We start from the raw sequence: 18,899 nt of genomic DNA on the forward strand, positions 1-18,899 counted from the left end.
CTCGCGCACCCGGCGGCCCGTTCTCCGATGGTCACGGCCGTGCCGCGGTCACGGTCTCCGCCGGCAGCGCGGGGGCCGCGGTGCTCGCGGCCGCCGGGCGGGTGGCGGCTCGGCCCCGCGAAAGCAGTTCGAGTACGCCCACCAGCAGCACGCCGAGCAGCAGACCCGCACCGCCCACCGGCAGGGCGGTACGCACCAGCTCGGTCAGCCGGCTCACCTCGTGCGCCTCGCCGATGCTGGTCACCTGCTTCGGGTCGGCGGCCTGGGCCTGCGCCCGCGCCGCCTGCAACCCCTCCCGCGCCTGGGACAGCGCGTTGGTCGCCGCGTCCCGTTGGGCGAGCAGCGCCTGGTAGTCGGGGAGTTTCGGCCCCAGCTCGTCGAGCTTCTTCTGGGCGGCGGTGATCGCGCTCGTCGCCGCGTCGACGCCACGGCCGTTGCCGACCGCCTGCATGGAGAGCTGCTGCTGGCGCAGGCTGGTCAGCTCGCCCAGCGTCGCCTGGTAGATCCGGTCCGGCTGGGAGACCTTGTTCGCCTTCTCCCACTCGCCGATCGCCCTGGTCGCCGCTGTGACATCGGCGTTGGCCGCCTCGACCTCACCGGTGGCGATGCCGACCTGGGAGGAGAAGAGGAACGCCAGCGCCCGGGTGGTGGTGGCGGTCAGCACCGGCGCGACGGTCGCCCGGTCACCGGCGGTGTACGTCACCTCCAACTGGCTGCTCGCGCCGACCTGGCTGATGGCGAGCCCGTCGCGCAGCCGCTCCGGCGGCACCCCGGTGTCAGCGGCCACGTCGGCGAGGACCCGGGGTGAGGTGACCGCCGCGCCGAACGCCGCGACGAACTGGCTCGCCGCCTGCGTACCGGTGTACTGCGTCCCGGCCGTGCCACCCACCAGGGCCGGCGCCGCCACGTACGCGGTTCCGCTGAACTGCTGTGGCGCGAGCAGGACGATGGCGGCCGCGGCCCCGGTGGCGAGTACCGGCACCCCCACGAGTACCCAGAGGCGCCGCCGGGCGACCCGCAGGTAGTCGACGATCTCCACTTTTTCCCCAATGCTGTCGTTCAGTCAAACCGGGACGGACGTGCGTCGTGGCTGCTCGCCGGTCAGGTGCGGAGCCGGTTGGCGGGCGATCACACTGGCCGCCGCGGCGAACGCGACGAAGTACCAGAGGGTGACCACGTTGGATATCACGTTGGAGGCGGCGCTGACCGCCACGAAGGCGGCGGCGCAGCCGGTGAACCCGACCGCGACGCCACGCTCGAAGCTGCCCGGAGGGGCCCGCCGCAGCGCGGTCCGGGCGGTGTACAGAAAGGCGAACAGCATCAGCAGGTACGCCCCGAGACCCAGCAACCCGGTCTCCACGTACGCCCGCAGGAAGTCGTTGTGCGGCTTCTTCGCCTCGTCGGTCTCGCGCTGGGTCATGTTCGGTCCGATGCCGGTCACCGGGTTCCGGTCGGCCAGCGTGACGATCTCGGTCCAGTAGCTGATCCGCCACTGCAGGGTGTTTCCGGTCGGGTCGCCACCGACCGCGCGGGACACGCCGAGTTGGGCGAACCGTTCGCCGACGGCGGGCACCAGTGCCACCCCGGCGACCGCCACCACGCAGAGGGTGACCAGCATCCGCTTGCTGCGATGCAGCACCGCGACCACGATCAGGCCGATCGCCGCGCCGAGCAGGGCGCTTCGGGTGTTGGTGAGCAGCAGGAACAGCAGCGAGAGCGCGAGCAGCACGCCGAGGGACGCCCGCAGTCGACGGTCCAGGAAGCGGTACACCGCGAACCCGAAGATCACCATGAACATCAGGTACCGGCCGAACGTGGTCGACTGGCTGAACGTGCCGCTGATCCGGGTGAAGTCGCCCTTCACCTCGGCCGGCGGGTTGCCCAGCAGCGACAGGACGACGGTGTAGCCCAACGCCAGCACCAGTGAGGCGTAGCAGGCGAGCAGGACCCGACGGATCGCCGCGGTGTCCGGCATGAGCTGTTCCAGCACCACGAACATCACCACCACGGTGAGGATCCGCAGCGCCTCCAACAGGCTGTTCGCCGGTCGGCTGGCACCGAGGGCGCTGACCACGCTGCTGGCACCGACGAGCAGCATCGCCCAGCTCAGCGGGGAACCGCGCAGCCGCCCGTGCCGGCTGAGCTGTGCGGCCAGCCAGAGCCCGGCGGCGAGGAGGAACAGCACCGCGAGCAGTGTGGAGGGGTCCGCCGCCCGGGCCGTTCCGGCGGAGTTGGCCTGGCCGGCGCTCGGTCCGGTCAGCTTGAACAGGTCCACGCAGGAACGCACCGCGAGCATCAGCAGCACGTACCCGGCGAACCGGGTCAGCGCGAGCACGGCCACCGCGATCCCCGCTACCACCGCGAGTGGCAGCACCATGCCCCGACGGTCACCGGCCGCCATGGAGACACCGGCGATTACCGCCACGACCGCGGCGGCCAGCGCCGCGCCGCCGGTGAGGAGGCGGGTCGGGTCGAGCCGCCTGGTCATGAGCGGAGTGACCTGCTGCGTGTGTTGTTCCACTGATCCCACTGAACTGAATCGGCGCTGCCCGGCCGCTGCCGGGCGCGGCCAACCGATGTCCTCCCGGCACAAGATCGGTTCAATCTAGCCCTGTCCCCTCGACGGTAGAAGGGGCCGTTGCGCCGACTGTTGCGTCCTCCGCCGGGTTGACCCCCGCTCCCCCGGCGAACACCGCCCGGTCAGTCGGCGGCCGCCGCGCGTCGTGCCCTGCCCCGTCGTCCCGGCTCCGGTGCCAGGCGAAGGTAGAGCTGCTCCAACTCGCGGGCGGCGGTGTCCCAGCTGTACCTGCCGGTGACCCGCTCGCCCAGTGCCACGGCACCGGCCCGTTCGCCCGGCAGGTCGGCGAGCAGCGACGTCAGCGCCCGGAACAGGTCGTCCTCGTCGCCGTCGCGGAACAACCGCCCTCCGGCGGCGTCGGCGCTCAGCACCTCGACGTGCGGCGCGATGTCGCTCGCGACGATCGGCAGCCCGTACGCGGCAGCCTCCAGCAACGTCAACGGCAGCCCTTCCAGCCGGGACGGTTGGACGAATCCGGCCGCACCGGAGTACAGCTCGGCGAGCAGGTCGCCGTAGGCGAACCCGGTGAAGACGATCCGGTCGTCCGCCCCGGCTTCACGGCGCAGCCGGTCCACGAAGTCGTCGGTGAACGACGACCCGCCGACGATCGCCAGGCGCATCGGGGTCTCGGTGCGCCGGAAGGCCCGGATCAGCAGGTCGGCCGCCTTCTCCGGCACCAGCCGCCCGACCAGCAGCAGGTAGCCGCCGGGGGTCAGCCCGAACCGGTCCTGGATCTGCCGGGTCCGTGCCGTTCGGGCCGGGTTCACGCCGTTCGGGATGTAGGTCGTCGGGCTGCCGAACCGGGTGCTGTAGTGGGCGGCGAGCCCCTGGGAGACGGCCACCCGCTGGTGCGGGACGTACCCGCTGAACCAGTGGGCGCTGCCCAGCACCGCCCGGGCGGCGAGCCCCCACTTGCCCCGCTGGTTGTCCAGTCCGTGCACTGTCAGCACCACCCGCGCCCGGGACAGGGCGCGCGGGAGCGGGGCGACCAGGGCCGGCCCGAGCCCGTGGTAGTGCACGATGTCGGGCCGCGCGGTCATCGCCGCCATGGTCGAGGTCGCCGCGTGCACGATGGCGTCGAGGTGCTTGCTCGCGATCGTGTGGGTCTGGCGCAGCCGCACCCCCCGGTAGCCGTCGGCGGGTGTCTCGCCGTAGCTGCGGCGGCAGTAGACGGTGACCTCGTGCCCGTAGCCGGCGAGCCGGCTGGCCATCTCCTCCACGTGCCGTTCGATCCCGCCGTAGGTCGCCGGCATCCCCTTCTGGCCGATCATCGCGATCCGCAGCGGACGCCAGCTCGCGCCCGCTGCGGCGCTGTCCCGTCCGGCGGCCCACGCGTCGAGCGCCTGCCGCGCCGCGACACCCTCGCCCCGCTGCCGGGGAATCGCAGAATGTCCGGTGCCCTGGTCCACATTGTCGGTCTGCAGGTCGGGGTGGGCCACGATGACTCCCTGCGTGACTAGGTGCGCGCCCGCGCCCGGGCAGATCAACACCTTGCCATGAACGGGCCCGTCCGCCAGCCGATCATCCAGACAAAAAAATCATCGGTGGGATTCGTGGCTCGTGACATGCCATCCGGATGACATCTACGCGGACGGCTGTCAAACCAGGTCGACCAGCGGATGAACAGCCGCAACGGCTTGCGTCCCACCGCGCGCGCCAGGCGGCCGGGTGTCAGTGGCGGGGCGACGATCCGCTCGGTTCGGACGCTCTCCTGGTGTGCAGGACGGTCAGCGTCACGGTGATCGCGGCGGCGACGCCGACGCCGGCCCAGAGCAGCGGCCTGGTCCGCAGGTCGTCGGGCAGTTGCTGACCGAGGACGAAGACGCCCATCACCACCACGAACCAGCCGAACGCCTTGCGCAGGATGTCCGCCGGGATCCGCTCGGTGAGTCGTCCACCTGCCAGGCTGCCGGCGACGGCAGCGACGGTGACCGCTGCCGCGAGGCCCCAGTTGATGTCCACTCCGGCCAGATAGCCGGCCAGGCCGGCGAACGACTTCATGGCGATGACCACCAGCGAGGTGCCGACCGCTACCGGCATCGGCAGGCCACCGAGCAGCGCCAGGGCGGGCACCACCAGGAAGCCGCCGCCCGCGCCGACCAGGCCGGTCACCAGGCCGACCACCACACCGTCGAGGATCACCCGTGGCACCGGCAGCTCGTGTGGCACCACGGTGCCGGCGGCCTCGCGTCGGCCACGGATCATCGCCACCGCGGTGGCCAGCATCATCACCGCGAACCCGGTGAGCAGGATTCCGGCGGGGATGAGCCCGGCCAGGCGACCACCGGCGTAGGCGCCGGTCATGCCGGCGAGACCGAAGATCAGGCCGGTGCGCCAGCGCACCCGGTGGGCGCGGACGTGCGGGATGACGCCCACCAGGCTGGTGGCGCCGACGACGAGCAGCGACGTCGCGATGGCCTCCTTCGCGGGCAGATCGGCGACGTAGACCAGCAGCGGTACGGCGAGGATCGAGCCGCCCCCGCCCAACAGCCCGAGGCTGACCCCGATCAGCACGGCCAGCCCGACGGTCAGCGCCACTGTGGCGGTCATGCCCGCTCCACGGGGCTCCCACGCAGCTGGCCCATGACGGTGTCGAGGTCGCGGCTGGCACCCCGGTTGTAGGGCAGCTTGCCGAGCAACATCCCCATGGCGCAGGTGTTGGTGACGGCAGCGACGGTCAAGCCGGCGCCGATGGCCCCGGCCACCCACTTGAGCTGCGGCACGAACACCGAGGCGAGAATGCTGACCAGCACGATCGAGCCGGCCACCAGGCGGACCTGACGTTCGAGGTCCCAGCGGGGCACGCCCCGCGTGACCGGCGCGTCGGCCGCCTGCCAGGACATGATGCCGCCGTCCAGCACCGTCAGGTTGGGCAGGCCGACCCCCGCCAGGGCCTGCTGGGCCTGGCGGGCGCGGGCACCGGAGCGGCAGACCAGAACGACGTCCTCGTCCAGCTGGTCGCGCAACTCCCGGCGGTGCTCCTTGAGCAGGTCGAGCGGCACGTTGTAGGAGCCGGGGATGTGCGCCGTCTCGAACTCCGCCGGGGTACGCACGTCCAGCACCCGGGGCGCATGACCGGATTCGATCAGTTCGCGAAGGCCGGTGGCGTCGAGCGTGGCAGGGCGCGCGGTCTCGGAAGTACTCACTTACTCCGCTTTCTTGGATGGGGTGTCAGCTGTCACGGCAGGGGAAGCCGGCCGGCGGCGGTGGCGTCGGCCGGTGGTGCGGACTGTTCCGGTCAGGCAGCGGTGACCAGGTCCAGGCCGGCGGTCCGGGCGTGCCCGAACGCGTCGTCGACCACGACCACCTCGCGGCCGGCGTTCGTCAGGAGAGAGGCGGCGACGGTGGCCCGGTAGCCCGAGCCGCAGTGCACCCAGACGGTGCCCGTCGGGACGTCGGCCAGCCGCCGGGGCAGGTCGGGCAGCGGGATGTGCGCGGCGCCGTCAATGTGGCCGGCCCGCCACTCGTTGGTCATCCGCACGTCGAGGATCACGTCCGCGCCGGGCAGACCGGCCGGGATCTGGCCCTTCCGCGCCGCCGCGAGGGCCCCGAAGTCCGCCATCCGCAGCTCGCGCAGCTGACCGGGGTCAGTCGCCCAGCGCGTGGCGTCGCCGGTGGCCTGCGCGGCGGGACGGTCGATACCGATGCGGACCAGTTCACGTTGGGCGTCGGCGACCTGCTGCGGTGTCTCGGCGAGCAGGGTGATCGGCACCCCCCACTCGATCAGCCAACCGAGCCAGGTGGCCATCGGACCGTCCAGACCGAGACTGACAGTGCCGGCCAGGTGCGAGGCGGCGTACGCCTTGCGGTGGCGCAGGTCCACCACCCACTCCCCTGCTGTCATCCGCTCGCGTAGTTCGGCGGCGTCGGCGCGGGTCACCGGCGTGAGGTCGACCGGGGCCGGGCCGGCGGCGTTGGCCACCCCCATGTGGGCGTAGTACGCCGGGTAGGCGTCGAGGCCGGCGAGGGTCTCGGTGACGAAGTCGTCAGCGGCCAGGCGCAGGACGGGGTTCTTCTCCTTCTCCCGGCCGATGGTCGACTCTGGAGCGTCGGCCTGACTGGCCGAACAGAAGCTGCCGAACCCGTGCGTGGGCCACACCTGCGCACCCTCGGGCAGCAGATCCGCCAGCCGTTTCGCCGAGGCGTGCTGCTGCTGGGCCAACTCGTGGGCGTGCTGCTGGCCCAGCAGGTCGGTACGGCCCGTCGTGCCGAACAGCAGCGACCCGCCGGTGAAGACGCCGGTTGCCTCCCAGCCGCCGTCGGTGGCCACGTCCAGGACGTACGACAGGTGGTGGAAGGTGTGGCCCGGCGTGCCGATCACCCGCAGGCGCAGGGAGTCGGAGACGCTCACCTGGTCGCCGTCGGCGACCGACGTCCGCGCGAAGCCGACCTCGTCGGCCCCTGCCACCAGGTAGTGCGCGCCGGTGATCCGCGCGAGTTCCAGCCCGCCGGAAACGTAGTCGTTGTGCAGGTGCGTCTCCAGGACGTGGGTGATCCGCACGCCCTTCTCCCCCGCCAGGTACATGATCCGGTCGATGTCGCGCTGGGGGTCGACCACGATCGCGACCTGCCCGTCCGAGGCCAGGTAGCTGCGATCGCCGAGGGCGGACGTGGCGACGACGGAAACCTCAACTGACATGTCCTGCGCTCCTTTCCGGATACCCCGGGGGGTATGTGGACGACACACTGCTGCCTGGTTCTTCACCCACACTGTTCCCGCCCACACCATTGCCAGTCGGCGCGGCGGACCCTCGGGCACGATGAGCCCGCCGCGCCACACCTCGACGGGACGGTCCGGGCCCGCCCCCGAGAGGGCGAACCCGGGAACGCCTCAGGCGAGAGCCAGGAAGAGCTTCTCGAGCTCCTCCTCGGTCATCTCCGGCTCCTCGCCACGGTCACGCGCGGCCCCACAGTGCCGCATGCCCGACGCGATGATCTTGAAACCCGCGCGGTCGATCGCCTTCGACACCGCCGCCAGCTGGGTCAGCGCCTCGCGGCAATCCTGACCGTTTTCCATCATCTCGATAACCGCGTTGAGCTGCCCACGCGCCCGCTTGAGCCGGGTCAGCGCATCCGAGGTCATCTCCGGTCGAAGCTTCATCGGCACCTCCTGGAGGCAACCATACCCCCGGGGGTACCCACCCTGCCAACAGTAGCCGAGAAAACGGCCATATCGGGTGTCATATGCCGAAAGAGCCCCGGCCGATCACAGCGGATCGGCCGGGGCTCTCGGTGCTACCTGTCAGGCGAGATCGAACCGGTCCAGCTCCATGACCTTGGTCCAGGCGGTCACGAAGTCGGCCACGAACTTGTCGCGGGCGTCCTGGCTGGCGTAGACCTCGGCGAGGGCGCGCAGCTGCGAGTTGGACCCGAAGATGAGGTCGACCGCGGTGGCGGTCCACTTCAGCTCGTCGGTGGCCAGGTCGCGGATCTCGTACACGTGCTCCTCGGACTTCGACGCGCTCCACCGGGTGCCCGGCGAGAGCAGGTTGGCGAAGAAGTCGTTGGTGAGCACGCCCGGCCGGTCGGTGAGCACACCGTGCCGGCTGCCGCCGACGTTGGCGCCGAGGGAACGCAGACCGCCGATGAGGACGGTCATCTCCGGCGCGGTGAGGTTGAGCATGTAGGCGCGGTCGACGAGCAGCACCTCCGGCTGGGTCTTCTCGCCGGCACGCAGGTAGTTGCGGAACCCGTCGGCACGCGGCTCCATGACCTTGAAGGACTCGACGTCGGTCTGCTCCTGGGTCGCGTCGGTGCGGCCCGGCCGGAACGGCACAGTCACCTCGACGCCGGCGTCCCGCGCCGCCTTCTCCACAGCGGCCGAACCGGCCAGCACGATCAGGTCGGCGAGCGAGATCTTCGCCCCGCCGGCCGCGTTGAACTCCTGCTGGATGCCCTCAAGGGCGGTCAGGACGGTCGCCAGCTGCTCGGGCTGGTTGACCTCCCAGTTGCGCTGCGGCTCCAGGCGGATGCGCGCCCCGTTGGCGCCGCCGCGCTTGTCCGTGTAGCGGAAGCTCGCGGCGGAGGCCCAGGCGGTGGAGACCAACTGGTCGATCGTGAGCCCGGACTCCAGAACCTTCGCCTTGAGCGCGGCGATGTCGGCGTCACCCACCAGCTCGTGGTCGACGGCCGGCACCGGGTCCTGCCACAGCTGCGGCTCGGCCACCCACGGCCCGAGGAAGCGCTCGATCGGGCCCATGTCGCGGTGCAGCAGCTTGTACCACGCCTTGGCGAAGGCCAGCGCGAACTCGTCGGGGTTCTCCAGGAAACGGCGGGAGATCTTCTCGTACGCCGGGTCGACGCGCAGCGACAGGTCGGTCGTGAGCATCGTCGGCTTGTACTTCTTCGCCGGGTCGAACGGGTCCGGGATGATCGCCTCGGCGTCCTTGGCGACCCACTGCTTCGCGCCACCGGGGCTGGTGGTCAGCTCCCACTCGTAGCCGAAGAGGATCTCGAAGAAGCGGTTGCTCCACTGCGTCGGCACGTCGGTCCACGTCACCTCGAGACCACTGGTGATCGTGTCGCCGCCCTTGCCGCTGCCGTGGGTGCTCAGCCAGCCCAGGCCCTGCGCCTCCAGCGGGGCGCCCTCGGGCTCCGGGCCCACGTGGTTGTCGGCGACGCCGGCGCCGTGGGTCTTGCCGAAGGTGTGACCACCGGCGATGAGGGCGACGGTCTCCTCGTCGTTCATCGCCATCCGGCGGAAGGTCTCGCGGATGAAGTGCGCCGCCGCGGCCGGGTCGGCGTTACCGCGCGGGCCCTCCGGGTTGACGTAGATGAGGCCCATCTCGGTCGAGCCGACGCCGGCCGCCATCTCCTTCTCGGAGGCGTAGCGCTCGTCGCCCAGCCAGGTGTCCTCCGGACCCCAGAAGATCTCCTCGGGCTCCCAGACGTCCTCGCGACCGAAGCCGAAGCCGAAGGTCTTGAAGCCCATCGACTCCAGGGCCACGTTGCCGGCGAGCACGAGCAGGTCGGCCCAGGAGATCTTCTGGCCGTACTTCTGCTTGACCGGCCAGAGCAGCCGGCGGGCCTTGTCCAGGTTGGCGTTGTCCGGCCAGCTGTTCAGCGGCGCGAACCGCTGACCACCGTCACCGGCGCCGCCCCGGCCGTCCTCGATGCGGTACGTGCCGGCGGCGTGCCAGCTCATCCGGATCATCAGGCCGCCGTAGTGGCCGAAGTCGGCCGGCCACCAGTCCTGCGAGGTGGTGAGAACGTCGGTGATGTCGCGCTTGAGCGCCTCGACGTCGAGCTTCGCGAACTCCTTGGCGTAGCTGAAGTTCTCGCCCAGCGGGTTGCCCTTGTTCGAGTGGGCGTGCAGCACCGAGAGGTCGAGCTGGTTGGGCCACCAGTCCCGGTTGGTGCGCGGACGACCACCGGTCTTCGGGGTCGGCGAGTCGATCGCCGGGTTCTCACTCTCGCTGCCGTGCGCGGTCACCGAGTCGTGCGCGACCGGGCAGCCGGCCGCTGCCTTCTGGTCCACGCCCTGCGCACTGGTGGGGCGGTTCTCCTGGGTGTCGCTCATGTGCTTCCTTCCGAGCTTGCGGATCTCTGGGGCGTGCGGTCGGTCGCGCAGTCGGGGCAGGTGCCCCAGTAGACGACCTCCGCCTCGTCGACCACGAAACCGTGGTCGCCCGAGGCGGTGAGACAGGGGGCGTGACCGACGGCGCAGTCGACGTCGGCGATGGTGCCGCAGGAGCGGCACACGACATGGTGGTGATTGTCCGCGACCCGGGACTCGTAGCGGGCGGTCGCCCCGGCGGGCTGGATGCGCCGCACCAGCCCGGCGTCGGTGAGCACGCGCAGCACGTCGTACACCGCCTGGTGGGAGACCGTGGGGTGACCCGCCCGGACCAGCGAGATCACCGCCTCGGTGCCGATGTGCGGGTGGTCGCGCAGCGCCGCGAGCACCGCCAACCGGGGCCGGGTCACGCGCAACGAGACAGCCCGCAGCTGCGCCTCGAAGTCGGACATCACGGGTACGAACACTAGCTCACTTTTTTGGAACGAATCAAGTTTTGGGCCGACCCGAGGTACCCCAAGGGTGGACGATTCACCCGAGGTTAACCTGCGGGGGAAGAAAAAGCGGACAGCCATGTCGAGAAGTCCCGACCGGCTCCGTCCCCGGGGTGAACGTGACCACGATGGGTCGCAGCCAGCTTCAAGGAGCATCACGATGGCCAAGTACCTGCTGCTCAAGCACTACCGGGGCGGCCCGGCGGCGGTGCACGACGTGCCGATGGACCAGTGGACGCCGGCGGAGATCTCCGCCCACATGCAGTACATGCGCGACTTCGCGGCCCGGCTCGAGGCGACCGGCGAGTTCGTCGACGGCCAGGCACTCGCCCCCGAGGGCACGTTCGTCCGGTACGACGGCCCGGGCCGACCGCCGGTCACCGACGGCCCGTTCGCCGAGACCAAGGATCTCATCGCCGGCTGGATGGTGATCGACGTCGACAGCTACGACCGGGCGGTCGAGCTGGCCGGGGAGTTGTCGGCCGCTCCCGGTGCCGGCGGCAAGCCGATCCACGAGTGGCTGGAGCTGCGCCCGTTCCTGAGCGAGCCGCCGACCATCACGGAGTGACAACTCCGATGGACGAGACGCTGCTGCGCAACCTCACGCCGAGCGTCCTCGGTATCCTCGTCCGCCGCGGAATCGACTTCGCGGCGGCCGAGGACGCCGTGCAGGACGCCCTGGTCGAGGCGGTCCGCGTCTGGCCGGTCGACCCGCCGCGCGACCCGTTGGGCTGGCTGACCACTGTGGCGTGGCGGCGGTTCCTCGACGCGGCCCGAGCCGACGCCGCTCGCCGTCGGCGTGAGGATCTCGTCGACGAGGAGCCGGCGCCGGGGCCCGCCCCCACCGTGGACGACACCCTTGCGCTCTACTTCCTCTGCGCCCACCCGTCGCTGACGGCGTCGTCGGCGGTAGCACTCACGCTGCGCGCCGTCGGCGGCTTGACCACCCGCCAGATCGCGCACGCATACCTGGTGCCCGAGGCGACCATGGCGCAGCGCATCAGCCGGGCGAAACGCACCGTCTCCGGGCTGCGGTTCGACCGACCCGGTGACGTCGCCACCGTGCTCCGCGTCCTCTACCTGGTCTTCAACGAGGGCTACTCCGGTGACATGGACCTCGCCGCCGAGGCCATCCGGCTCACCCGACAGCTCGCGGCCGCGATCGACCACCCCGAGGTGGCGGGGCTGCTCGCCCTCATGCTGTTGCACCACGCCCGGCGCGCCGCCCGTACCGCGCCCGACGGCACCCTCGTGCCCCTCGCCGAGCAGGACCGCAGCCGCTGGGACACCCGGTTGATCGCCGAGGGCGTCGAGATCCTCCAGGCGGCCCTGGCCCGCGACCAACTGGGCGAGTTCCAGGCCCAGGCCGCCATAGCGGCGCTGCACGCCGACGCGCCCACCGCCGCCGAGACCGACTGGGTGCAGATCGTGGAGTGGTACGACGAACTCGTGCGCCTGACCGACAACCCGGTCGTCCGACTCAACCGGGCGGTGGCGGTCGGTGAGGCCGACGGTCCCCGGGCCGGCCTGAGGGCTCTCGCGGCGCTGGACGACACACTGCCCCGGTACACGGCGGTGGCGGCGTACCTGCACGAGCGCGACGGCGACCTGGCGACGGCGGCGCGGCGGTACGCCGAGGCGGCCCGGCAGGCCCCCAACCTCGCCGAACGCGACCACCTGACCCGCCAGGCCGCCCGGCTCAACGCGCTCGGGCGTCGCTGACCGGTCGCACCACGCGTCGTTGTCCGCACCATCTGCCACTGTCGGCGCACGAGATCCGGAAAGTCTCCGGAACTTTCAGCGATCTTCCGCCGAGCCCTCGCTCCGCCACTGTGAACGTCCGATGACCACCCTGCGCTCTGATCCACTACTGACCTGGATGAATGCGGAATCAGCGACGACGGCTGTGTTGCCATTGTGTTTCCGAAAATTGTTGACAAGCCGTGGACCGGGTCATACGGTCGCCATCGACGGCGCTCAATCGTCGTCAGCACCAAACCACCGCGACCCACTTCTCCGGTCGTCGTGCAGGACGACCGGCCCCACCACCAGAGCGGTATGACGCCGTGGCCCTTACCCGACCACCGGCAGCCTGCCGAGGCGTACCGCGCCGCTGGCCCCCCGCCAGCCGTCACGAGGAGGCAACAGTTCCATGACCGACACCAGCCACACCAGACCGAGAAGTCGCGGCCGCATGCGGTTGCTCCTCGGCGCCGCATGCACCGCCGTCCTGGCCGTCGCCGGCACGATGACGGCCACGAATGCGTACGCCGAGGCCGACCGGACGCTCACCTCGAACCTCACCGGCACGCACAACGGGTACTACTTCTCGTTCTGGAAGGACAGCGGCAACGCCAGCATGACGCTGCGCGCCGACGGCCGGTACACCAGCAGTTGGGACCGGAGCACCAACAACTGGGTCGGCGGCAAGGGTTGGGCCACCGGCAACCGACGGACGGTCAGCTACTCGGGCAGCTACAACCCGGGCAACAACAACACCTACCTCGCCCTGTACGGGTGGACCCGCAACCCGCTGGTCGAGTACTACGTGGTGGAGAACTTCGGCAGCTACAACCCGAGCAGCGGCGCCCAGCGGTTGGGCACTGTCACCACCGACGGCGGCACCTACGACATCCTCCGCAGCCAGCGGGTCAACGCCCCGTCGATCGACGGCACCCAGACGTTCTACCAGTACTGGAGCGTCCGCCAGCAGAAGCGCTCCAGCGGCACCATCACCACCGCCAACCACTTCGACGCCTGGGCCCGCGCCGGCCTGAACCTCGGCAACCACAGCTACCAGATCATGGCCACCGAGGGTTACCAGAGCAGCGGCAGCTCCGACATCACCGTCCGGGAGGGCGGTAGCGGCAACCCGACGTCCGGGCCCACCACCGGCAACCCGGGGACCGGCAACTGCACCGCGACGCTCTCCGCCGGCCAGCAGTGGGGTGACCGGTTCAACCTCAACGTCGCGGTCAGTGGCACCAACAACTGGGTCGTCAGCCTCGGCCTCGGTGGCGGCCAGAGCATCCAGAACAGCTGGAACGCCGCGGTGAACGGCAACAGTGGCACTGTCACCGCGACGCCGAACGGCAACGGCAACAACTTCGGTGTGACGATCATGGCCAACGGCAACTGGACCTGGCCGACGGTCACCTGTCGTACCAGTTGACGCTGAGCACCACCTGACACCACCTCTGGCGTGGCGGCCCCGGCCGCCACGCCAGAGAGGTACCCGGCCGCCACGCCTCGACGGTCCCGACGGGCGCGCCCCGGCCGTGACAGTCGCCGCCGTCCGCTAGACCGGCGGCGCGGCGCTCTCGCCGGCCACCGTCTCCCGCTCCGGCGATTCCTCAGTGTCGTCGGATTCCTCGCTGTCGGCCGCTGGTGCCTCGGTCGGCGCCACCGAGGATGGCGCCGTTGTTCCACCGGTCGGGTCGGTCGTCGGCTCCGCATCGGGGCTCTCGGAGGTGGTGGGTCCGGGCGCGTCCGAGGTGCTCGTGCTGGATGGTGTCGGTCGCCCCGCCGCCCCGTCGCCCGCCGAACGGCTGGGCGTCGGCGATCCGGGCGCACGCACCGGCACGCCTGCTGAACCGCGGTTGGCCGGTTCACCGCCGCCGGCGCCGGGCCCGGGCTCCTGCTGCGCGGGCGCCGTTGGCGACACCGAGGACGGCGCTCCGGGTGGCGTCGACGATCGCCCGGCCGGGCCCGGCATCATGCCGGTGGGATCGGCGAACACCAGGACGGCGGCCGCGGCGGCCATCGATCCGAGAAGCACCGCGAGCACCTTCGGCCCGGGGCCCCCCGACCGCTTCGCCGCGCCGCCGGCAACCGAGCGCCGGGCCGGGAAGCGCCCGGCCGCCGCCGCGATCGGCGCGCCGACGGCCGTCCGCACCAACTCATCGGACGGCTCCGCGAGCGTCTGCGCGGCGGTGGCCATCGCCGCCGCCGTCGGGAAACGGCGGGTCGGCTCCTTGGCCATCGCGGTGGCGACCAGGCGCTGGACCTCCGCCGGAACGTCCTCCGGCAGCGCCGGTGGCTCCTCCTCGAGATGGCGCAGCGCCACCGCGACGACGTGCTCGCCCTGGTGCGGGGGCCTACCGGCGAGGCAGTGGTAGACGACCGCACCGAGCGCGTAGATGTCGATCGCCGAGGTGGTCTCGTTCCTGGTGATCTGCTCGGGGGCCATGTAGTGGGCGGTGCCGACGACCTGGTTCGTGCCGGTCAGGCTCGCCGCCTCCGGCGTCACCGCGACGCCGAAGTCGACGAGTACGACGTGCCCGTCCGGCTCGATGATCAGGTTGCTGGGCTTCACGTCCCGGTGCACGAGGCCGGCGTCGTGTGCGGCCTGAAGCGCACGGGCGGTCTGCGCGGCGATCGACATCGTCTCGGCCACCCCCAGCCGGCCGACCTCGGCGATCCGCTCCGACAGGGGTTGTCCCTGCACACACTCCATCACGATGTACGCGAGGACCGGCGCGTCGGCCTGGGACACCTCGCCGTAGTCGTAGACCTGGGCCACGCCCGGGTGACGCAGGGCCGCCATGGCCCGCGCCTCGCGGCGGAAGCGCTCGCCGAAGCCGGCGTCGGCGACCAGCCGAGGTTGCAGCATCTTGACCGCCACGCAGCGGTCCAGGGTGTCGTCGACCGCCCGCCAGACGTCACCCATCCCACCGCTGGCGATGCTCTCGACCAGGCGGTAACGGCCTCCGATGACTTGCCCCACGCTCGGCATGACACGTTCGGTACCCCGGACTGCGCGATCTCAAGCACCGCGACGTCGCCTCGGGTGGTGGTGCCGCGTCGGGAAGCACCGTCAGCGCCGACGGTGCTGCGCCGGCCCCGCCGTTTCCGACGGGGCCGGCTCAACCGGGTCCGGTCAGCTGTTCAGCCTGGCCAGCAGGGCGGTGGCCATGCCCTGCTCACCCCGGGCGTTGGGATGGAACGGCGCGGCCGAGTTCTGCGGCACCAGACCCTCGACCCACCGGGTGCCGCTGCTCTTGCACGCGTCGCGGCCGATCGACGGGGTGTAGACATCGGCGTAGGTGGCGCCGTTGGCGCTCGCGGCGCCGGCCAGCATGGCGTTGAGCGACTTCTCGATGCCACGCAGGTACGGCACGTCCTGGTAGGCGATCGGGACGACCGGCCAGCAGCCGTAACCGGTGTCCGGCAGGATCGCCGGGTAACCGAGCACCACCACCCGCGCGTTCGGGGCGGCCCGCCGGACCGCCTGCAACACGGCGGTGACCTTCGGCGTGGCGGCGACGATCCGCGCCTGCAACTGGTCGACCCCTCCGGCGGTGTACCGGTTCTTGCACGGCGAGCCGAGCGGGCTGCTGACGCTGGCCTCCGCACAGTCGCCGATGATGCCGGCGAAGCCGATGTCGTTGCCGCCGATCTGCACCGTCACCAGCGAGGTGTTCGAGGTGACCGCGTTTAGCTGCGGCGGCAGCGTGATGCCCAGTGCGCCGCCACCGCCGTAGAGGATGTCGTCGGTGGTGGCGCCGGAGCAGCTCACGTCGGCGAACGACGACGAGCCGGCGGACGCCGCCACCAGCGACGGGTAGTTGCGGTTGGACCGCAGACAGTTGAGGTCGATCTGGGTGGGGACCAGCGGGCCTGAGGTGTACGAGTCGCCCAGCGCGACGTAACGGCCGGTGGGCACGGCCGCGCTGGCGGGGGTGGCGACGGTGAGCAGCACACCGGCGGTGGCGAGGGCGAGGGCGGCCAACCGGGTGGCTGCCCGCATCCGGGGCAGGCGGGGACGGGTCATGGAGGCTCCCAGGAGGGGATCAGGGGTGGTGGTGCCCGAGATCCTGTCGCCGCCGACCGCCCCCGTCAATATCGATCGGCCTCACTAAACACCCGTCCGGAGTGTGGGACGAATCGGTAGCCGTCAATCCAGCGGCGCATACCATCGGGCGCCGGTGACCCGGATCCGCCGGGACTGCTTACGGTTCCACTCCACCCGCATGCCGTGCTTGCGGAGCACCGGAAACGCGACCTCGTCCAGCAGTCGTTCCAGGTCGGCCTGGTAGCTGGCCTGCTGCTCGGCCTCCGACAGGGCGGCATAGGCGACCTCGTCGAAGTCGGCAGCGGGATAGACGCCGTAGCCGAGGTAGACCTCGCCGTCCTCGCTTGCGATCAGCGACTCCGTGTCCTGCTGGTGGTACCAGAGGAACCCGTGCCAGTGGCGGGAGTCGTCCCGCTCGTCGTGGATCTCGGCGCTCGCGCAGGTGCCGCAGCAACTGAAATCCTCCCGGGCCAACACCCCCAGCTCATTGAGCTCGGCGAAGGCACGGGTGAGGTTGCCGCGCACCTCACCCCACCCGCGCTGCTGCTCCCGCCGAAACGCCAACGCCGCCTCGTACGCCGTCCTGAGGTCGTCGTCGGTGGCACCGCACCGCTCGTCGGGGTCGTCGAAGACGTCGACGAACTCGTCCGGGTCGCTCTCACCCCGCACCACCCAGCCCCACAGCTCGTCGTCGACGGCGGTGCGGCCCGGCTCAGGGACCCGATCGGTGAGGAACCTGACGCCCTCGGGGCGGTCGTTGTACGTCCACTCAGTCACGACGAGATCTTCACATGGGCGTACGACTATCCCGGTCCGCGAGCGACCGGCCAGGAACGCCCTAGTTGCCGGCCGGCACCTGATCCTTGACCTCGTCGTAGCCGACCGGCGTCGGCGCCGTGCCCGGGGCGTAGATCACGCGGAGGACCCCGGTCGGGAACGCCTCCGAAGCCACGAGCCGCAGGTGGTACGCCGCGTCGCCCTCGTCGAACAGCCTGCGGCCCTTGCGCGCGGCCACCGGGTGCACCAGCAGGCGCAGTTCGTCGACCAGGCCCGCGGCCAGCAGTTGCTGCACCACCGAGATCGACCCCGGGATGAGGATGCCCCGGACGCCGGCATCGGCCTTGAGCGCGCTGACGGCGTCGAGGAGGTCCCCGTTGATCAGCTCCGAGTTGCGCCAGGAAAACTCCAGCGACTGACGCGAGACGACGACCTTGCGCATGTCGCCGAGTTGCTTGGCGAACGGTGCGTCTTCACCACCGGCGGCCTCCCGGTCGGGCCAGGCCCCGGCGAAGCTGTCGTACGTCTCGCGGCCGATGAGCAGCACGTCGGCGGTGTCGTAGTCCTCGGTGACGGCGCGTCCCATGTTCTCGTCGAAGTACGGGAAGTGCCAGTCAGGGTCGATCTCGGCCACGCCGTCGGCCGAGATGAACAGCGTGGAGATGACCTTTGCCATCGCGGGAGATCCCTTCGCGTCGGTGATGTCGACCGGCGCATCGTCCCAAACTCGTCGGCCACCGACAGCCCCGATGACGCGTGTCGTGTCCCGTCTTTTTGTCAGCCGGACGTCACGGGAGCGAGCCAGTGCCACGTTTCGAGCAGCTTCGACTGCCCCAACCCGTTCGTCCTCTCGACGACGTCATCGTCGCTTCGGAGGTATCCGGCGGACTCGGCGACCCGCTGCGAGGGCACGTTGCCCTGCACGATGCACAACCGTAGTCGGGTGAAGCCGAGCTCCTCGTGGCAGAACCCCGTCATCAACCGCAGCGAACGCGACGCCATACCCCGGCCGCGGTGGGCCGGGCCGATGGCGTACCCGAGCATCCCGGTCGCCACGTGCAGCGCGACGAGGCCGAGCGGCTCCCCGCCGTCGCGCGTCACGGCCAGGTCGACGACGCCCTGTGCGCGGCGTCGCCGGATCCTGCTGAGAAAGGCGTCCGCGTCGAACGGAGAGGGGATGTCGGTGTTCGCCGCGATGTCCGGCGCGTCGAAGAGGCCCGGCATGGACGGCAGATCCGCGTCGAGCCAGTCGCGCAGCACGATCCCCTCCCCCTTCACAACGAGAGGGAAGGCGGTGGGACCGACCGCCGGCGACGTCGTGGATTCGCAGCTCACACACCATCCTTGCACGGCTGTCAGCACCGGTCGGAACGGCGGGAACCGACCGGTTGCCGGTCGCGAGAGGTGCACCACACGTGGCGTGGCGCGGGCGGGCTCGGCGTCCTGCCGAGCCCGCCCGTTCCCTGTCAGTCGAGCGTGATCACATCGTGTCAGCGCTGCAGCGTCAGCAGACCCGGCCGGTACGGCAGCAGACCGTAGTCACCACCCGAGTTCGGCGACCGACCCTGATACAGCAACTGCAGGTTGCAGGCGTTGACAGTCATCGTCTGGTCAGCGCTGGTCCGCAGCAACTCACCGTGGCTGATGTCGTTGGTCCAGGTCGCACCACTGTTCGCCTTACCCGCGAACGGGTTGCTCTCACTGGTGGCCTGCGGCGTCCACGAACCACCCAGGCTGGTG

19 protein-coding genes are annotated in these 18,899 nt (G+C 70.9%); 3 read left to right on the forward strand and 16 right to left on the reverse strand.

The genetic code is table 11. The annotated features are described in order from the left end of the window. Positions 1 to 31: 31 nt before the first annotated feature. The 9 genes from IF22_RS0129880 to IF22_RS0129920 form a co-directional block, all read right to left on the reverse strand. A complete protein-coding gene (locus IF22_RS0129880; protein ID WP_030337677.1) occupies positions 32 to 1,039 on the reverse strand; it encodes a Wzz/FepE/Etk N-terminal domain-containing protein in 1,008 nt (335 codons plus the stop codon). Between the two features lie 24 nt (positions 1,040 to 1,063). Beyond that, positions 1,064 to 2,521: an O-antigen ligase family protein gene (locus tag IF22_RS0129885; protein WP_156057990.1), complete on the reverse strand. Its 1,458-nt coding sequence runs from the start codon at positions 2,519 to 2,521 to the stop codon at positions 1,064 to 1,066. 179 nt (positions 2,522 to 2,700) lie between these two features. Beyond that, positions 2,701 to 4,017: a glycosyltransferase family 4 protein gene (locus IF22_RS0129890; protein WP_156057993.1), complete on the reverse strand. Its 1,317-nt coding sequence runs from the start codon at positions 4,015 to 4,017 to the stop codon at positions 2,701 to 2,703. Between the two features lie 232 nt (positions 4,018 to 4,249). Continuing rightward, complete coding sequence (locus tag IF22_RS0129895; RefSeq protein WP_030337680.1) at positions 4,250 to 5,128, reverse strand: sulfite exporter TauE/SafE family protein; 879 nt, start codon at positions 5,126 to 5,128, stop codon at positions 4,250 to 4,252. Next, entirely contained in the window at positions 5,125 to 5,724 is a 600-nt protein-coding gene (locus IF22_RS0129900; protein WP_030337681.1) for a rhodanese-like domain-containing protein, read from the reverse strand. The genes IF22_RS0129895 and IF22_RS0129900 overlap by 4 nt, the downstream gene beginning before the upstream one ends. 92 nt (positions 5,725 to 5,816) lie before the next feature. Next, complete coding sequence (locus IF22_RS0129905) at positions 5,817 to 7,217, reverse strand: MBL fold metallo-hydrolase (RefSeq protein WP_030337682.1); 1,401 nt, start codon at positions 7,215 to 7,217, stop codon at positions 5,817 to 5,819. A 192-nt stretch (positions 7,218 to 7,409) separates the two neighbouring features. Continuing rightward, on the reverse strand, positions 7,410 to 7,679 hold the full coding sequence (locus IF22_RS0129910) for a metal-sensitive transcriptional regulator (RefSeq protein WP_030337683.1): 270 nt from the start codon (positions 7,677 to 7,679) through the stop codon (positions 7,410 to 7,412). 141 nt (positions 7,680 to 7,820) lie between these two features. Further along, positions 7,821 to 10,097, reverse strand: a complete 2,277-nt coding sequence (gene katG / locus IF22_RS0129915; protein WP_030337684.1) for a catalase/peroxidase HPI — start codon at positions 10,095 to 10,097, stop codon at positions 7,821 to 7,823. Continuing rightward, positions 10,094 to 10,549: a Fur family transcriptional regulator gene (locus IF22_RS0129920; RefSeq protein ID WP_280940615.1), complete on the reverse strand. Its 456-nt coding sequence runs from the start codon at positions 10,547 to 10,549 to the stop codon at positions 10,094 to 10,096. The genes katG and IF22_RS0129920 overlap by 4 nt, the downstream gene beginning before the upstream one ends. A gap of 199 nt (positions 10,550 to 10,748) precedes the next feature. On the opposite strand from IF22_RS0129920, the gene IF22_RS0129925 reads away from it, so the two are divergent. Further along, positions 10,749 to 11,156, forward strand: a complete 408-nt coding sequence (locus tag IF22_RS0129925) for a YciI family protein (protein WP_030337686.1) — start codon at positions 10,749 to 10,751, stop codon at positions 11,154 to 11,156. Positions 11,157 to 11,164: 8 nt separating this feature from the next. After that, complete coding sequence (locus tag IF22_RS0129930; protein ID WP_030337687.1) at positions 11,165 to 12,310, forward strand: RNA polymerase sigma factor; 1,146 nt, start codon at positions 11,165 to 11,167, stop codon at positions 12,308 to 12,310. A gap of 351 nt (positions 12,311 to 12,661) precedes the next feature. On the opposite strand, the gene IF22_RS36250 is transcribed toward IF22_RS0129930, so the two are convergent. After that, a complete protein-coding gene (locus tag IF22_RS36250) occupies positions 12,662 to 12,784 on the reverse strand; it encodes a hypothetical protein (protein ID WP_256443362.1) in 123 nt (40 codons plus the stop codon). Between IF22_RS36250 and IF22_RS0129935 the strand changes: the two genes are divergently transcribed. Further along, the gene (locus IF22_RS0129935) at positions 12,783 to 13,760 is read left to right on the forward strand and encodes a glycoside hydrolase family 11 protein (RefSeq protein WP_374224345.1); all 978 of its coding nucleotides are present in this window, start codon (positions 12,783 to 12,785) and stop codon (positions 13,758 to 13,760) included. The two genes, IF22_RS36250 and IF22_RS0129935, sit on opposite strands and share 2 nt — an antisense overlap. A 126-nt stretch (positions 13,761 to 13,886) precedes the next feature. On the opposite strand, the gene IF22_RS0129940 is transcribed toward IF22_RS0129935, so the two are convergent. The 6 genes from IF22_RS0129940 to IF22_RS0129965 all read right to left on the reverse strand — a co-directional run. Then, a complete protein-coding gene (locus tag IF22_RS0129940; RefSeq protein WP_051708869.1) occupies positions 13,887 to 15,323 on the reverse strand; it encodes a serine/threonine-protein kinase in 1,437 nt (478 codons plus the stop codon). 144 nt (positions 15,324 to 15,467) lie between these two features. Then, on the reverse strand, positions 15,468 to 16,361 hold the full coding sequence (locus tag IF22_RS0129945; RefSeq protein WP_030337690.1) for an SGNH/GDSL hydrolase family protein: 894 nt from the start codon (positions 16,359 to 16,361) through the stop codon (positions 15,468 to 15,470). Between the two features lie 123 nt (positions 16,362 to 16,484). Beyond that, positions 16,485 to 17,159: a DUF6891 domain-containing protein gene (locus tag IF22_RS34065; RefSeq protein WP_051708870.1), complete on the reverse strand. Its 675-nt coding sequence runs from the start codon at positions 17,157 to 17,159 to the stop codon at positions 16,485 to 16,487. A gap of 61 nt (positions 17,160 to 17,220) precedes the next feature. Then, positions 17,221 to 17,835 (reverse strand): dihydrofolate reductase family protein, encoded by a 615-nt coding sequence (locus tag IF22_RS0129955; protein ID WP_030337692.1) that lies wholly within the window; start codon positions 17,833 to 17,835, stop codon positions 17,221 to 17,223. Positions 17,836 to 17,936: 101 nt separating this feature from the next. Next, positions 17,937 to 18,437, reverse strand: a complete 501-nt coding sequence (locus IF22_RS0129960) for a GNAT family N-acetyltransferase (RefSeq protein WP_030337693.1) — start codon at positions 18,435 to 18,437, stop codon at positions 17,937 to 17,939. 212 nt (positions 18,438 to 18,649) lie between these two features. Further along, positions 18,650 to 18,899, reverse strand: a 250-nt coding sequence (locus IF22_RS0129965; RefSeq protein WP_030337694.1) for a non-reducing end alpha-L-arabinofuranosidase family hydrolase, incomplete at its 5' end; no start/stop codon positions are given.

Origin of the sequence: Micromonospora parva (assembly GCF_000718515.1) — a bacterium.
GTDB classification, from domain to species: domain Bacteria; phylum Actinomycetota; class Actinomycetes; order Mycobacteriales; family Micromonosporaceae; genus Micromonospora; species Micromonospora parva.

Excerpts from the sequence above, each read along its gene's own strand:
- IF22_RS0129895 (WP_030337680.1), bottom strand. The coding sequence starts at position 5,128 with ATGACCGCCACAGTGGCGCTGACCGTCGGGCTGGCCGTGCTGATCGGG.
- IF22_RS0129905 (WP_030337682.1), bottom strand. The coding sequence starts at position 7,217 with ATGTCAGTTGAGGTTTCCGTCGTCGCCACGTCCGCCCTCGGCGATCGC.
- IF22_RS0129930 (WP_030337687.1), top strand. The coding sequence starts at position 11,165 with ATGGACGAGACGCTGCTGCGCAACCTCACGCCGAGCGTCCTCGGTATC.
- IF22_RS36250 (WP_256443362.1), bottom strand. The coding sequence starts at position 12,784 with ATGCGGCCGCGACTTCTCGGTCTGGTGTGGCTGGTGTCGGTCATGGAA.
- IF22_RS0129925 (WP_030337686.1), top strand. The coding sequence starts at position 10,749 with ATGGCCAAGTACCTGCTGCTCAAGCACTACCGGGGCGGCCCGGCGGCG.
- IF22_RS0129955 (WP_030337692.1), bottom strand. The coding sequence starts at position 17,835 with ATGGCAAAGGTCATCTCCACGCTGTTCATCTCGGCCGACGGCGTGGCC.
- IF22_RS0129910 (WP_030337683.1), bottom strand. The coding sequence starts at position 7,679 with ATGAAGCTTCGACCGGAGATGACCTCGGATGCGCTGACCCGGCTCAAG.
- IF22_RS0129935 (WP_374224345.1), top strand. The coding sequence starts at position 12,783 with ATGCGGTTGCTCCTCGGCGCCGCATGCACCGCCGTCCTGGCCGTCGCC.
- IF22_RS0129945 (WP_030337690.1), bottom strand. The coding sequence starts at position 16,361 with ATGACCCGTCCCCGCCTGCCCCGGATGCGGGCAGCCACCCGGTTGGCC.
- katG (WP_030337684.1), bottom strand. The coding sequence starts at position 10,097 with ATGAGCGACACCCAGGAGAACCGCCCCACCAGTGCGCAGGGCGTGGAC.
- IF22_RS0129940 (WP_051708869.1), bottom strand. The coding sequence starts at position 15,323 with ATGCCGAGCGTGGGGCAAGTCATCGGAGGCCGTTACCGCCTGGTCGAG.